We start from the raw sequence: 14,571 nt of genomic DNA on the forward strand, positions 1-14,571 counted from the left end.
ACATGTATCTCATCGATCCGCGCTACACTTTTTCCTGTCAGAATGGCATGGATAGCTTTATACATTGTCGGCTGCGTAATGGCTGTCCGGATCATGGTATTAACCACCTGGTTGGGCATGAGCAAATGATCTGCCCCCGCATACTTGAATTTGCTGACGATATTGATATCGTTCACTCTGGCGATCACTTTGATCTTGCGGGATATACTCTTTGCATTCAGTGTAATATAAATATTTTCAACATCACTGCCGGTCAGACAGAGTATGGTGATATTGGCATATTCGACATTGAATTTGCTCAAAGTTTCAAAACGGCTGGCATCTTCCTGTACCGCCTGATATCCGTCCCGTCTTGCCTGTTCGACACGTTTAAGGCTTTTATCGAGTATGATATAGTCGTCGATCTTCTCTTTCTTCTGGCGAAAGAACATCTTCGTCATCTGTCCGTATCCGCAGATAATGAGAAACGAGCGGCTTTTGTTCACCTGCTCTATAATACGGCTTTCTTTCAGCTCGGTCAGTCTTTCCGAAAATGCGGAAACGATCACAGAGGTGGCAAAAGAGATCATCGCAATACCGCTGATGATCGTCAGCATTGAGATCGTCCGGCCTGCATCGGTTACAGGAGAAATATCTCCGTACCCAACCGTCGAGATCGTGATAAGAGACCAGTAAATGGCGTCAAAAAGTGACTTGATATGGGGATTGATACGTTCTTCAAGCACATAAATCGCTATACCTGCTGTTGTGACAATAAAAAAAAGCAGGAAAAGCAGTGTGAGAAGTTCAAAACGCTTGTTGGTAATCACTTCTACGAACTGATTGATACTTTTGGTATAGCGCAGCAGTTTGAGTACTCTGAAAAGTACAAAAATACGCAATACACGCAAGGGCCGATAGGCAGGGAAGATAGCCAGCAGGTCAACAATGGCTGCCGGGGTAGCCATATAATTCAGTTTTTCTTTCAATCCGTATTTCAAAACGGGCCACAGTTTGAATTCCCGATGCAGGAACTGTGCATCATGGTATTCTTCCACAATATATTGGGAAAGATCATTATGCACCCACAGACGCAGTATATACTCTATCAAGAAGACAAATGAGACAAAATAAAAGTCATAATAGTCCAGCCAGAGAGGTACCGGATTGGTCACTTCATACACAAGAATAAAAACAGAAGTAATAATAAGAAAGATAATAAAGGCATCAAGGTATTTTTTATAGGGATTGCCTGTACCGTTGAGAAGTTCCCGTATATATTCTTTGGTCTCTTTGTAACGTTTTGACTTGCGCAGAAAAAGAGCCAGAGACAAAATATGCTGTTTCATAACCCTTTCCTGCCTTTTTTATGAATTTAAACGCTGTTTTAAAAGTGCATTCACTTTTCCGGGGTTGGCAGAACCCTTACTCGCTTTCATCGTCTGACCGACAAAGAAACCAAAAAGTTTTTCCTTGCCGCCTTTGTACTGTTCCACTTTATCGGCATTGTTTGCCAGGATCTCGTCAATGATCGCCAGAATGGCACCGTCATCACTGACCTGTGCAAGTCCGAGTTCATCGATGATCGCATCGATGTCACGGTTTTCGTTTTCCATCATATGGTCAAGCACCTCTTTGGCCCCTTTTCCCGAAACGGTGTCATCTGCGATCCTGGAAACAAGTTTCCCAAGTGTTTTGGCATTGACGGGAGAATTTTCTATCTCTATGCCCGCCTTGTTGAGACGCCCGAGCAGTTCGGATGTCAGCCATGTCACTGCCGTTTTTGCCACAGCTCCCTGCTCGATCATTTCTTCAAAATAATATGCCATTTCTTTGTTTGCAGTAATGACCAATGCATCGTAATGATTGATACCCAGTTCATCTTCATAACGCTTTACTTTCGCATCGGGCAGTTCAGGCATGATCAGAGCTTCATCGATCATTTCCTGTGTGACGGTAAGCGGACGCAGATCAGGATCCGGGAAATAACGGTAATCTGCTGCCTCTTCCTTGCCTCTCATCGAACGGGTTTCATTCCTGGCAACATCCCAGAGTCTTGTTTCCTGATGTACTTCCCGGGCATACACACCGTCTTCGTAGGCTTCAACCTGTCTCTGTACCTCATAGGCAATCGCCTGTGCCACGAAACGGAAAGAGTTGATATTTTTGATCTCAACTCTCGTACCGAATGCTTCCTGCCCCTTGGGTCTAATGGAAACATTCACATCACACCTGAATGAACCTTCCTGCATATTCGCATCGGAAATATCGAGATAGCGCACTGTTGCATGCAGTTTTTTCAAATATGCCACTGCTTCATCGGATGAACGCATGTCAGGCTCCGAAACGATCTCCATCAATGGTGTACCTGCGCGGTTCAAGTCAACTTTGGAGTGGTCACCCTCATGCATATTCTTTCCGGCATCTGCTTCAAGGTGTGCCTGTGTGATCCCGATACGTTTCTGTGTGCCGTCTTCAAGATTGATGAACAGCTCGCCTTTCTGTACGATCGCTTTGCTCAGCTGTGTGATCTGATAGGCAGACGGGCTGTCAGGATAAAAGTAGGATTTTCGATCGAACGTGGACGTATGGTTCACCCTCGCATTGACTGCATATCCGAAGCGCATCGCTTTGACAGCAGCTTCTTTGTTCACGACAGGCAATCCTCCTGGGAGAGCAAGACAGGTAGGACAGGTATTTTTATTTTGATGTTCTGCAAAAGAGGTGGGACATGCGCAGAAAAGTTTTGTTTTTGTATTGAGTTGTACATGGACTTCAAGACCGATAACGGTTTCAAACATGGTGCTGTTCCTTGTAAAATAATTGAAAAGATTATAGCGTTTTGGTACTATAAAGGAGTTTAGGATCTAAACCGAACAGACGAAGGGTTCGGCCGTCATAGTGCTCCCTGTCAAACGCTATTTGTTCTGTTCCACCAGTTCTTTTAGCAGTTTTGTCTGCTTTTGAAGCTCTGAGAGCCTCTCTTTTCCGGTGATGATATGCTCCAGAACCAAGATGGCCGCCATACCGGGAAGTGTACCTATCAGTGCAGAAAGCAGAGCAAACAAAAAACTGGTATGATAAAAAGAAAAGAAAGAAGAGGCAGCGCCGATGAGCACAGCTGCCCAGGCGACACCGAGGAGGAAATTGATCACGAAACCGAGTGTTCTGTCATTCAGTCGCATAGCGTACTGTTTAGACTGCACCCATGGTATCTATCACAGGATCCGGCGCTTTTTCATGTTCTTCATCAACAGCTACTGCACCGGCAAGGTACACATAGATAAGGATCATAAAAACAAATGTCTGCAGCAGTGCCGAGAATGTCAGCAGCAGGTATGCAGGAAGCGGTGCAATGAACGGTACCAGCATCAACAGTACCCACAGGAAGAGATCATCTCCTTTAATGTTACCGAACAAACGGAAACTCAGAGAGATGATCCTTGAAATATGGGAAACAATCTCGATAGGGAACATCAACGGAGCCAAGAGTTTGACAGGACCGGCAAAGTGTGCAAAATAATGTACAGCACCGTTCTTTTTAATACCTTCGTAGTTATAGTAGAAAAAGACCATCAGTGCCAAAGGCAGGGTTACATTGATATTTGAAGTCGGAGATTCAAATCCGGGGATGATCCCGATCACATTCGCTACGAAAATGAAAAGACCTACTGCTGCAACCAGCGGAAGATATTTGCGTGCAAGTTCCTCACCGATCACATCTTTACCCATTACAATAACGCCGCCGAGGTATGCTTCCATCACATTCTGTGTACCGTTCGGTACTGCTCTCAAACTTTTTGTCGCCTTTTTGGCAACCCACAATACAATCACAGCTACCAACAGCAAATGGGCAACCAGCACAACCGAATGGTTGTCTTCTCCCAAAATACCGCCAAGGTAAGTAAATACACCTTCCATAGAACATCCTCTTGATATAATTTGCTGTATTTTACATAAAAAGCACTAAATTACGGGTTAATTTCAACGAATAATATCCATTTTTTCCTGCCCCATCCGATAAAGTGCAAAATCATACTTTACAGGATCGGCCCGATCCCACTTTCTGAAGCATGCCGTCAGTTCAAGCACGGCTTTCATATCGTAGCTTTTACGTTTCAAAAGTCCCAGTTTCCGGGAAACGCCAAAAGTATGTGTATCCAGAGGCATCAAAAGATCTTTCCTGTCTATCTTTGACCAGAGCCCCATGTCAAGATTGTCTTTGCGCACCATCCATCTCAAGTACATCATATAGCGTTTGCAGGTACCCGCAGTACTCACTTTCCGGGGTAATTTGCCAATGAGAAAATCATACCCCCGTGTCTGATGCGGATAACTTTTTCTGAGCCTGTCCATAAAATACCACAGTCCGTCAAGAATACTGGCCTCTTTTCTGTATCCGTGATAAAAGATATTTTCAATGCTGTCTTCTTCCCCCAGCCGTTTCAAAGCAATAAAAAGGGCCGTCACATCTTCCGGTTTCTGAAAACGGTAATAGTGTTTTTCCAGTGATGAGCGTATTTTTTGTTCAGAAGATCCAAGCAGGGAAAAGTCCAGACTTTCCAGAAACTTCACGATCTGGCCGGCATTGCCGTATCCGAACAGGGCACAGACCAGTGCAACAGATTCGTCTTTGTACTTTGACGCAACAAACAGCGGGTCAGGTTTGTCGCGAGAGAGTTCTTCGAGGGTATTGCGCTGGGAGACCTCTTTGTCAAGAAGTTTTTTCACTTCGGATAAATGCATAATTCCTCTGTAATACCTTTTGTTCGGGCCTTTGGGCATATGGTTTTATTGCGTGCAGATTGATTATGCGGTGCGTGTTACGCACCCTTGCGGCTGTTCCCTGTAGGTTTGGCCGTGCCAAACGTCATATTTCAACTAACATCTATTGATAATTTGATTTTATTCAGCCATTTGGCATAGCCAAACCTACAGTATTAAAACGTAAAGTGTTCACCCAGATAATGCTTTCTTACATTTTCATCATTGGCAATCTCTTCACTGGTTCCTGACGCCATCATTTCACCGCTCCGCATCACATACGCCCGGTCACAGATCCCCAGGGTTTCACGGACGTTATGGTCCGTAATGAGAATACCCATATCGAGTTCGACCAGCTGGCGGATAATGTTTTGGATATCCAGAACCGCTATGGGGTCAACACCGGCAAATGGTTCATCGAGCAACAGGAATTTTGGCTCGCCCACCAGTGCCCTGGCGATCTCCACCCTTCGTCTCTCACCCCCGCTCAGGCGTATTCCTATACGCGAACGAATGGGTTCGATATTGAAAATTTCCAACAGTTTCTCGATACGCGGCTGTACCGTCTCTCCAGGAAGCTCAAGCGCTTCGGCGGCAATGAGCAGATTTTCCTCTACCGTCAAATCTTTGAAAATACTCGACTCCTGCGGCAGATACCCTATGCCCATCTGCGCCCGCTTGCTCAAAGGAAAATGTGTCAGCTCTACACCATCGAGAAAGACTTCTCCTTCTGTTGCACCGGTCAACCCGCAGACCATATAGAAAGAAGTTGTTTTGCCCGCACCGTTGGGCCCCAGAAGCCCTACGATCTCTTTACTTTTGACGACCATTGAAATATCATGTACGATTCTGGTCTTTTTAATGGTCTTGGCAAGGTGTTTGGCTTCAAGTGTATGCATTCAGTACTCTATAGTATATTTTCGTTTCCCGTCACAGGGTTCGATCTCGATCATGGCAACATTATACCCTACACCCTCTAAAAAGGTTTTAAGCGCATCACTGCCCCACTCCACCATATGCCAGCCCGGCTTCTCGAACTCTTCAAAAAGCCCCATCTGCATGAATTCCTCATGGTCCAGACGATAGAGATCGTAATGGTACAGCCCTTCCCCGTAACAATGCTGAAGAGAAAAGGTCGGAGAAGTCACTTCACCCTCTACACCTCTTGCTTTGGCAAGGGCCTGGGTCAGTGTGGTTTTCCCGGCAGCAAGGTCGCCCCGTAAAAAAACAATAGCATTTTCAGGTAATACCCCATTGAGAGAGGAGACGACCTTGTCCAATTCCTGTAAAGATGCTGTGATTTCCATACTGTCTCCTAATCCTTTGGTGCGTGAATACGCACCCTACATGAGCTTCTGGCTTATTTGGGCCATTTTTTGCAGGTGTGCCGTTGCTTTGCCGCTGTCAAGCCCCTCTTCCGCCATGGTGACAGCTTCTTCAATGTCCCTGACATTCCCGTCGACAAAAAGCGCAAAAGCTGCATTGAGTACAACGATATCACGTTTTGCACCGCGCTCCGCTCCCGAAAAGATATCTTTCGTGATCTGTGCATTGTGGACGGCATCCCCGCCCAAAATCGCTTCTTTGGGTGCCAGTTTGAAACCGAATGCTTCAGGGTTGATCTCCCCTTCTGAGATACGGTTTGCTTCCACATAGGCAAAAGAGCTGTTTCCGGACAATGAAAGTTCATCCATACCGTCATGGCTGCTCACGACATAGGCTCTCTTGGTATCGAGCTCCAGCAACGCTTCGGCCATACGTTTGATATAGGCAGGGTCGAACACTCCCAGAAGATATTTTCTTGCTCCTGCCGGGTTGGTAAGCGGTCCGAGGATATTGAAGATCGTTCTGTGGGGGATGGACTTGCGCACAGGCATGATGTGTTTCATCGCAGGATGATGGTTCATGGCAAAGATAAAACAGAAACCGGTCTCCTCAAGCATTTTGACCTGATTTTCCACGGAGAGGTTCAGGTTGATCCCCAGTGCTTCGAGTACATCTGCAGAACCGGAATTGGAAGTAATGCTGCGGTTCCCGTGTTTGGCGACCGTACATCCCAGGGAAGCAAGCAGCAGAGAGACTGTAGTCGAAATATTGAAAGAGCCGCTCCTGTCACCGCCGGTACCGACCACATCAATGGCTTTTTCACGGAGTTCATTGGAAAGAGGCACCTTCACGGAGTGTTCGCGCATCACAGAAGCTGCCGCTGCAATATCAGAACCGCTCTCTCCTTTTTCATAGAGATCTATGAGGAACTGCCGTGCCTCCTGCTCTGACATTTCATTGTTAAACAATTTTTCAAATTGGATTTTGATATTCATATATTATTCTCCGGTTTCAAAGCGATAAAGGCAAAGCAGACTGCCTTTATTCAACACTTCTCACAAATTCTTCTTTCTGACTTTTGGGGATCGTTTTTGTTGTAGGTATCTGCAATACTTCGTAGGACTTCGGCCCTTTGAGGTACTCGATGGTAACGGTATCTCCTACCTTGAGGTCTTTGGAAGCTTTAGCTTTCATTCCATTCACGAAAACAACACCGCTTTTGAGCATATCGGTCGCGATGGTTCGACGTTTCACTACATTGACGGCGCTGAGCCATTTATCTACACGCATTGTTTTCCTTCTGTTTAACGATCCGGTGCCCTCAATGCCATTAAGCTAAAGTTTTTGGAGCAGCGACTTTAGTCGCTGATATGCGACTGAAGTCGCATCCCCATGTTGTACTGACTTAAATGGCATTTCCCGGCACCCTATTGTTTGAACATTGCTTCAGCCGCTTTGGCCTCGGTAATGCCTTTGAGTGTCAACTGTCCGTCCGCAAGATATTTCTCGGCTTTAAGTACCTTCAATATCTGCTTGGCCTCTTTCATATCATACATTCCCGTATCAACAAGCATGACCGTTACATCATTAAGCGTTTCATCGGGTTTCTTTTTCATAATTCCCAAAAGCGTTACTTTTTTGAGAAGGTCAATATCATCATTATTCATATATCATCCTATGTTTGAGGGCACAGCTATGGCCCTGGAACTTAATGCAGATCTTCGTTGAGTTTGACTTCTCTGGTACTTCTGCGTGCAATGATCTCACCTGTAAGAGAGTTCTGTCTGTAGTGGATACCGTTAAGGCCCTGGAGCTCTTCACCCTTGAAGGTCGTCTTGTTCTCCAGCTTCGCATCCGGATTCGCCGCTTTGATCTTTTCAAGCTCTTCCGGGGCGATCTTGATCTTTGTTCCTGCCAGAATGGTAAGACCCGCATCGACGATACAGCCGTCTCCAAGAGGCAGGCCGGTCACCGAATTCGCACCGAGCAGTGTGTTCTCACCGATGCTGATGGGGTTGCCGTCCGTTCCGGAAAGTACACCGAGTATACTCGCTCCCCCGCCGACATCCGAACCGGCACCGACGATCGCCGAAGAAGAAATACGTCCTTCGACCATTACAGGCCCGAGCGTACCCGCATTGAAGTTGATGTAGGATGCACCCGGCATTACTGTTGTACCTGCTGCCAGCTGCGCTCCCATTCTTACCTTGGACGCTTCAAGGATACGCGTATTGTCATCCGGGATCACATGCTGGAGGAACCTTGGGAATTTATCCACGGAATCCACTGTCGGGTAGGTACCGCTCAGTTTCATTTCAATCTCGTTCTCTCTGAGATAATCCAGCTCATACGGCGTGTTGCCCACCCAGGCCACATTGGAGAGGATACCGAAAGCACCGTTCAGGTTCACCTTTCTAAGCTCCGCTTTTCTCAAAGAAAGGGCATAGAGTTTCAGATAAACCGCTTCGACAGACTCCGGATTGGCATCTTCGAAAAGAAATACGATACGGAAATCTTTACCGATATCTTCCATCTTTGCCAGTGTCTTGATGACTTGGACATTCTTGTGTGCATCACCTGTTGCTTCGGCAAGATACGGTGCAAAAGCTGCCACTGCGTTGGCAACAAAATTGTCATTGATCGTTGTAACGAATTCGGAACCGGAACAGTCCACCTGGCATTTTGCCTCCTGAAGCGCCTTAATGAAAACCGCGGCCGAACCGTAGTTCTCTTTCCAGTTGATCAGTCCAAAATTGGCCTGAAGCACTTTCTCTGCATTTTTCTGCCCTCTGTCCACTCTTGCAATACCGAATGCCATAGGCTCTCTATAGCCCTCCTGTGAAGTCACGTCTGTTACCAATGCTTTAAATGCGTCTGTCGATGCTACTGTTTCGATTGCCATTGAACTCTCCTAAAATGTAATGAAAATAATTGATAGGGATTATACTTTATTTTATTTAAAATACTGTAAAATCCGCGTATGAAACATTTAAGAGGCTATACCAGACGGTACTTTTCACTCGCAGTGATTGCGATGTATTCGACACTCAACAAATTGTGCAGGGTCGAGAGTAATTTCCAGTACCATAAATCTGCCTTCAAAATAGAAGAATACAAAACTTCTCCTCCTTCCCTTCAAAAATCATTTTAATTCGTGTAGGGTGTGTAAATACGCACCGGGTCACACAATTCAATTCGCCGTAAGGCCACATCTAACAGGTGCATACACCCCAAGGGCATTTCCTGCGGGCTTTACGCACCCTACCATAGCGTTACATAACAATAGGAACACATATGAAACTTCAAACACTCAGCCTCATCACGGCTACACTATTACTTACAAATACCGCTTTCGCAGAAGAGGTAACACTGTCGCCTATTGATGTCATCTCGACCAATAAAACGGAACAATCCATTGAAAATACAACTTCCAATATCACAGTCATCACTTCCGAAGAGATCGAAGAGAGAGGCTACCAGACCGTTTCACAGGCTATCAGCTCCGTTGCCGGTATACAGGTCGCCAATTCGGGCGGACTGGGACAGCCTACTTCTTTTTTCGTCAGAGGTGCCGATTCGGGAAAGGTACTTGTACTCCTTGACGGTATGCGTCTCAATGACCCGAGTACGACCAACGGCACGGCACTGCTGGACAGTTTGACTACGGATAACATCCGTCAGATCGAGATCGTCAAAGGCGGTGTCAGCAGTATCTGGGGTTCCAACGCATCCGCAGGTGTCATCAACATCATCACCAAAAGCCCCAAAGGAGGAGTTCACGGTTCTCTCGGTCTGAATTACGGATCATACAATACAAGGGGCATAGACGGTGACCTTTCCTACAAAGATGAAAAACTTTCAGCACAGGTACTGGCTGCCTATCTGAAAACAGACGGTTTTTCCGCACTGGCCCCGAGAGATGCCGAGAAAGACGGATATGAGAACAAAAATGCCAATCTTAAATTCGGTTACATCTTTAATGAGAACAATAAAGTGAACCTCAGCTATAACCGTATCAAAACAAAAACCAAGTATGACGATATGTACTCTGCCGCATTGGCCAATGATGACTATTCACATGCCACTGCAGACCAGACGAATTATGCACTTAACTATTATTTTACCAGAGACAGCTACAGTGCGACCTTCACTGCCAGCAAAGGAGACTTTGAGCGGGATTATTATACTTCCGGTCTTTATGGTGATGCCCACAATATTTACAAAGCGACCATTAAAGAATATACCCTTATCAATGCGTACGACTACACAGGCGGCAAAGCGATCCTGGGTCTTGAATACAAAGATATAGACGGGTCCAACCACTATATGACCAGTATGCCTTCGCTTCCCACCCAGTCAGCCTATACCAACAAGGCAGTCTTTGTTTCCAATACATACAATCTCAATGGAAATACCCTCATAGAAACCAACCTGCGATATGACAGTTACGATGAATTCAGCAATGAGACAACTTACAAAATAGGGCTTAAACATCATCACGATTTTCTCAAAGGTTTTACGACCTCGGCAAACTACTATACCTCCTACGATGCACCGAGTGCCTATCAGCTTGCTACACCGGCGCCGGGATCTCTGCTGAAACCAAGCTATACAAAAGGCTTCGATATCTCGGCAGCCTACAAAGAACTGATTTCCGTAACCTATTTCAACAACAGAGTAGAAGACAATATTGATTATGTATTTGACCCGGTCACATACATCGGCGGATACCAGAATGTGGACGGTACATCAAAGTTTGAAGGCGTGGAAGTCAAAGGTGCCTATACGCTGCCTGCACTCAATCTTCATTTTTCCGCAAACTACACCCATCTGTTCAAGTTTGAGAAAGAAGACGGTACAAACCTTCCAAGACGGGCAAAAGATACACTGAACGGATTTATGGACTACTATACCCAGAACGATATGCACTTTGGTGTCAATGCCCAATATATCGGAGACCGGAACGACATGGACTATGCGACATTCCCTCCCTCTGATGTCGCCACAGGAAATTACACTCTCTGGAATCTTTATTTCGATACAGAACTGATGAAGAACCTTAAACTCAATCTTACGGCAAGAAATATCTTTGACAAAGCGTATCAGGAAGTATACGGCTATGCCACAGAAGGCAGAAGCCTGTACGCAAACGTGAAATACAGTTTTTAATATTTTTGGTGCTGTCGGGAGACAGTACCCTACGCAGACTTGAGACTAAAGATTCAAATCCCGATAATGCACGCTTCACAATATAGGATATAATACTTCATGCTGAAAATCATCCCAGAACAGTTCATCCGGTATAAATTCATGAACTCTCTCTTTCTGGGATTGAGCGTGGGTGTCATTTTTATACTCTACCGTCCGCTGGAGCCTTCTATCTATTCACTCGGCGGTGTTTTCCTTGCTGTGGGAATACTCATCATCGCACGCTTTTACCATACCATCCTCAATACAGAATGGTTCTTCCGTATTTCGCTGCTGGTAGAGTTCGTCCTGCTGTTTGCCATGCTCTTTTTTCTCAAACATTCCTACACGTATCAAACCGCGCTGATCCTCTATATCGGTTACCAGGTCACCTTTGTTTTCGGCTCATATCTTGTCAGGGCAGAGACCCTGCTGCTGGGTACCGATGAATTGCTCACCCGTCTCGATACGGCAAAACAGCTGGGCTATCTTCTGGGAATGGGGGTTTCCTATCTCTTCTACAAGATCATTGAACATTTCGGCGTGACGAACAACCAGGCACAAGTATATGACCTGCATTTTCTGCTGGTCTTCATCGAGATCGTTGTGATCGTACTTATCTTTAAAAGTTTTAGAAAGGTTAAGGGATGACATACAAAAAGTGGTTTGATGCACACGGAGAAAAACACCAAAAGATCATGAAGAAACTGACTGGGCTTTCCGACGAAGAGGTCATTGCCTATTTCCGTTTTGAGAATATGGCGGAAAAAGAAACGGACTTCTGCCCGCTGTATGCCGAAAGGAAACAATGTCACGAGATGGAAAACCTGAACTGCTACCTCTGCGCCTGTCCCTTTTTCCGCTTCGATGACCAGGGTCTGTACCACAAGGAAAACAGAACATACTACAGCACTTGCAGTATCAATGCAAAAGAAGGGAAGGCATTTGTCTCAGACCATGCTGTCCACCAGGACTGCAGCAGTTGTCTGCTGCCCCACAGAGAATCTTTCATTAAGAAAGTGTTTGAAAGAAACTGGTTTGAAATGATGAAAAAATGTATTCCCTCAGATGCTCAGTATCCTTCTACCACAAAATAATCATTGTCATACGCATAGTTTCGCTGCCTGCGCTGCCGCTGATGCATGGCATACCAGTCCTCAATGTCACCTTCAACATACACAGAAGTACCTACCCCTGCCCACGCATACATACGCTGTGCAAAGCCATTCTTCATTCTGATGCATCCGTGTGAAGCCGGACCTTTTTTGGGAACATATCCCAAATGCATCGCGATCCCGCTGTTGGTAAGACGCAGCATATAGTTCATTTTGGCTCCGCCGTTTGGCTTGGGCCAGAGATTCGATTTGTGATAGCGTTTTTTCTGGAGGATCGTATATTGCCCTTCAGGTGTTTCCCTCCCCCTCACTCCTGTAGAGATGGGACCGTCAAATATAATGACACCATCCTCTATGGCATAGGCACGCTGTTCTGACAGGTCGACTACGATCTCCTTGTAGGCAAAAAGATCAGAAGAGACAGCAAACAGCATGCATATCACTGTCAATACCTTTAACATAGGATTCCCTTTTTTATCTTTTTTCATATTTTACCTGATATCTATGAAAGTATGTGTGTACCTGCCAAGCGCATAGAGCCTGGTCATGCCGCTTGATGCCCCGTTTAGCTGGAAGAAATATCGGTCTCTTCTTCTATGATTTTTTCCGTACGAAAAGCACTCGGCCTGCTTTTATGGGAAAATTTTACGATCATCGCTGTAATCACCGCTCCGCCCGGAATGACCCAAATGACGCTCAGGCCTACCATCCTGGCAATATCCAAAACCTGTTCGCCGGCCTTTTTATATTCTCTGTGTTTCAGCAGTGAAGGAATGGCAGCAGTTTCTTTAAATTCAATATGAAGTCCTTTGCCTATATGCCTTGCGAAACGGTTCATTTTTTTAATCTGTTTTTTCATTACTCTACTTCAGACACAGTTTTATTCTCTTTCACAATAGTATGTTTCTGTGTATAAATTGTGGAATACAATCATTTTTTACGTTCCTCATTCACAACATCTTTATAGACATAGACAGGCTATCGCATCCGCTTTCCTCTGACACATCTTACGTGCAGTGTACGCCCCTGTCTGGAAGGTTCTGCTTCCCCATAGCTCATCGAAAGTCTCCATGCTTCTTTTTTTGGATCGCCTGCAAAAGGAGTCGCTGTCCAGAACCATTCATCGACACGCATTTCAAAGCCGTATCTGAGTGCCGGACGTTCCCGTTTCATATCAACGATACTGTAAAGTTCGGACAATGTCGGAAGACGCCAGTCATCAAATCCATCCGTCTTTAACTGCTCGCAGTACTGCTTCGCTTCATGGTAGCTTTTCTCTATATTCTCGACCTTCGGGTTATCCTGCCATACAAGTCCTGTTCTGTCATCCAGCTTGGAAGAAGCCCCCAAAAGAAGCGAAGCAGTCACAGTCAACGCAAATAATAACTTCATTTGTTCCCCTTTGCAGATGTCTGAGAAACATCTTTCACACAGCGCACTGCATGGTCGGTGCTTTTGTAGCTGTAAAAAGTTTTTCCTGTCCGAAAGTCAATCGTCCACGCACGGGAAACATTCGGGACAAAGGTGGTCGAAGTCCAGTACGTCCCCTCTTCCACAAAATCAAAGACCGGATTGATCGCAGGATTGATACGTTTGAGATCTACGATCGAAAAAAGTTCTTTAAAAGTCGGAAGTCTCCAGTGTTCCATACCGGCAAGTTCAAGTTTGTCACAATACACCACGGCATCATCCCAGTCCTCAGAGCTCTTTTTTGACCCCATATTATCCTGCCAGTAGATACCGCTCCTTTTATCCAGCACCACACCGGACAAGCCTTTTGCATTGGCCACACTGCCTATGCCTGCTGCCAACACAAAAAGCAGAAGAATTTTATATTTTTTCATACGATTTCCCATTATAACTTTTATTTATTATAGCAAATTTTATTTTGCTTATTATTTTACCCAAATCCCAAAATAGAAATTCAGTACATTGCACTGATGTTCAGAGCATCCCTTTCAAACTCAACCCCACCTTCCCCTTCTCCGCATCCACAGAGATCACCTCTATCTGGGGAAGATACTGGTTCACGGAAAGCACTTCAAGCGGATGGGCAATGCGTTTCTGGCTCATCTGGGAGATATGGATCATCCCGTCGTTCTTGAGGCCAATATCTACAAAAGCGCCGAAGTCTGCAATGTTCCTCACGACTCCTGAGACAATGCTTCCTTCCCTCAGCATACTAATGTCTGTCATATCA

General features: G+C 45.5%; 19 protein-coding genes. 3 read left to right on the forward strand and 16 right to left on the reverse strand.

Annotated features, from left to right (window positions below):
* The 11 genes from F8L24_RS02275 to F8L24_RS02325 form a co-directional block, all read right to left on the reverse strand.
* A partial coding sequence (locus F8L24_RS02275; RefSeq protein WP_294951328.1) for a potassium channel protein occupies window positions 1-1,328 on the reverse strand: 1,328 nt, incomplete at its 3' end.
* A gap of 18 nt (window positions 1,329-1,346) precedes the next feature.
* Entirely contained in the window at window positions 1,347-2,780 is a 1,434-nt protein-coding gene (gatB, locus tag F8L24_RS02280; RefSeq protein ID WP_294951330.1) for an Asp-tRNA(Asn)/Glu-tRNA(Gln) amidotransferase subunit GatB, read from the reverse strand.
* A gap of 117 nt (window positions 2,781-2,897) precedes the next feature.
* Window positions 2,898-3,164: a hypothetical protein gene (locus F8L24_RS02285; RefSeq protein ID WP_294951333.1), complete on the reverse strand. Its 267-nt coding sequence runs from the start codon at window positions 3,162-3,164 to the stop codon at window positions 2,898-2,900.
* 10 nt (window positions 3,165-3,174) lie between these two features.
* Window positions 3,175-3,900 carry a F0F1 ATP synthase subunit A gene (locus tag F8L24_RS02290; RefSeq protein WP_294951335.1) on the reverse strand — a complete coding sequence of 242 codons (726 nt, stop codon included), beginning with the start codon at window positions 3,898-3,900 and terminating at the stop codon, window positions 3,175-3,177.
* Between the two features lie 63 nt (window positions 3,901-3,963).
* Window positions 3,964-4,725 (reverse strand): TIGR02757 family protein, encoded by a 762-nt coding sequence (locus F8L24_RS02295; protein WP_294951337.1) that lies wholly within the window; start codon window positions 4,723-4,725, stop codon window positions 3,964-3,966.
* A gap of 194 nt (window positions 4,726-4,919) precedes the next feature.
* Window positions 4,920-5,642: an LPS export ABC transporter ATP-binding protein gene (gene lptB, locus F8L24_RS02300; protein WP_294951339.1), complete on the reverse strand. Its 723-nt coding sequence runs from the start codon at window positions 5,640-5,642 to the stop codon at window positions 4,920-4,922.
* Window positions 5,643-6,050, reverse strand: coding sequence for a tRNA (adenosine(37)-N6)-threonylcarbamoyltransferase complex ATPase subunit type 1 TsaE (tsaE, locus tag F8L24_RS02305; RefSeq protein ID WP_294951341.1), 408 nt, complete (start codon window positions 6,048-6,050; stop codon window positions 5,643-5,645). It abuts the gene before it with no gap.
* Window positions 6,051-6,086: 36 nt separating this feature from the next.
* Window positions 6,087-7,064: an anthranilate phosphoribosyltransferase gene (gene trpD / locus F8L24_RS02310; RefSeq protein WP_294951343.1), complete on the reverse strand. Its 978-nt coding sequence runs from the start codon at window positions 7,062-7,064 to the stop codon at window positions 6,087-6,089.
* Between the two features lie 46 nt (window positions 7,065-7,110).
* Window positions 7,111-7,359: an RNA-binding S4 domain-containing protein gene (locus F8L24_RS02315; RefSeq protein WP_294951345.1), complete on the reverse strand. Its 249-nt coding sequence runs from the start codon at window positions 7,357-7,359 to the stop codon at window positions 7,111-7,113.
* Between the two features lie 137 nt (window positions 7,360-7,496).
* Window positions 7,497-7,736, reverse strand: a complete 240-nt coding sequence (locus F8L24_RS02320) for a hypothetical protein (RefSeq protein WP_294951347.1) — start codon at window positions 7,734-7,736, stop codon at window positions 7,497-7,499.
* A 41-nt stretch (window positions 7,737-7,777) separates the two neighbouring features.
* A complete protein-coding gene (locus F8L24_RS02325) occupies window positions 7,778-8,971 on the reverse strand; it encodes a tetrahydrodipicolinate N-succinyltransferase N-terminal domain-containing protein (protein ID WP_294951349.1) in 1,194 nt (397 codons plus the stop codon).
* 392 nt (window positions 8,972-9,363) lie between these two features.
* On the opposite strand from F8L24_RS02325, the gene F8L24_RS02330 reads away from it, so the two are divergent.
* The 3 genes from F8L24_RS02330 to F8L24_RS02340 all read left to right on the forward strand — a co-directional run bounded on the left by F8L24_RS02330 (window position 9,364) and on the right by F8L24_RS02340 (window position 12,353).
* Window positions 9,364-11,238, forward strand: a complete 1,875-nt coding sequence (locus F8L24_RS02330; protein ID WP_294951350.1) for a TonB-dependent receptor plug domain-containing protein — start codon at window positions 9,364-9,366, stop codon at window positions 11,236-11,238.
* Between the two features lie 99 nt (window positions 11,239-11,337).
* Complete coding sequence (locus F8L24_RS02335; RefSeq protein ID WP_294951352.1) at window positions 11,338-11,907, forward strand: hypothetical protein; 570 nt, start codon at window positions 11,338-11,340, stop codon at window positions 11,905-11,907.
* Window positions 11,904-12,353, forward strand: coding sequence for a hypothetical protein (locus tag F8L24_RS02340; RefSeq protein WP_294951354.1), 450 nt, complete (start codon window positions 11,904-11,906; stop codon window positions 12,351-12,353). The genes F8L24_RS02335 and F8L24_RS02340 overlap by 4 nt, the downstream gene beginning before the upstream one ends.
* On the opposite strand, the gene F8L24_RS02345 is transcribed toward F8L24_RS02340, so the two are convergent.
* From F8L24_RS02345 to F8L24_RS02365, 5 genes are all read right to left on the reverse strand, one after another.
* The gene (locus tag F8L24_RS02345) at window positions 12,329-12,859 is read right to left on the reverse strand and encodes a L,D-transpeptidase family protein (RefSeq protein ID WP_294951356.1); all 531 of its coding nucleotides are present in this window, start codon (window positions 12,857-12,859) and stop codon (window positions 12,329-12,331) included. The two genes, F8L24_RS02340 and F8L24_RS02345, sit on opposite strands and share 25 nt — an antisense overlap.
* A 77-nt stretch (window positions 12,860-12,936) precedes the next feature.
* Window positions 12,937-13,230: a hypothetical protein gene (locus F8L24_RS02350; RefSeq protein WP_294951358.1), complete on the reverse strand. Its 294-nt coding sequence runs from the start codon at window positions 13,228-13,230 to the stop codon at window positions 12,937-12,939.
* A gap of 119 nt (window positions 13,231-13,349) precedes the next feature.
* Window positions 13,350-13,763 carry a DUF1566 domain-containing protein gene (locus F8L24_RS02355; RefSeq protein ID WP_294951360.1) on the reverse strand — a complete coding sequence of 138 codons (414 nt, stop codon included), beginning with the start codon at window positions 13,761-13,763 and terminating at the stop codon, window positions 13,350-13,352.
* Window positions 13,760-14,215 carry a DUF1566 domain-containing protein gene (locus tag F8L24_RS02360; RefSeq protein WP_294951362.1) on the reverse strand — a complete coding sequence of 152 codons (456 nt, stop codon included), beginning with the start codon at window positions 14,213-14,215 and terminating at the stop codon, window positions 13,760-13,762. The genes F8L24_RS02355 and F8L24_RS02360 overlap by 4 nt, the downstream gene beginning before the upstream one ends.
* Window positions 14,216-14,315: 100 nt before the next feature.
* The coding region (locus F8L24_RS02365; protein WP_294951364.1) for a S1 RNA-binding domain-containing protein at window positions 14,316-14,571 on the reverse strand (256 nt) is incomplete at its 5' end.

It is taken from the genome of Sulfurovum sp., assembly GCF_015493435.1.
In the GTDB taxonomy this organism is placed as follows: Bacteria; Campylobacterota; Campylobacteria; order Campylobacterales; family Sulfurovaceae; genus Sulfurovum.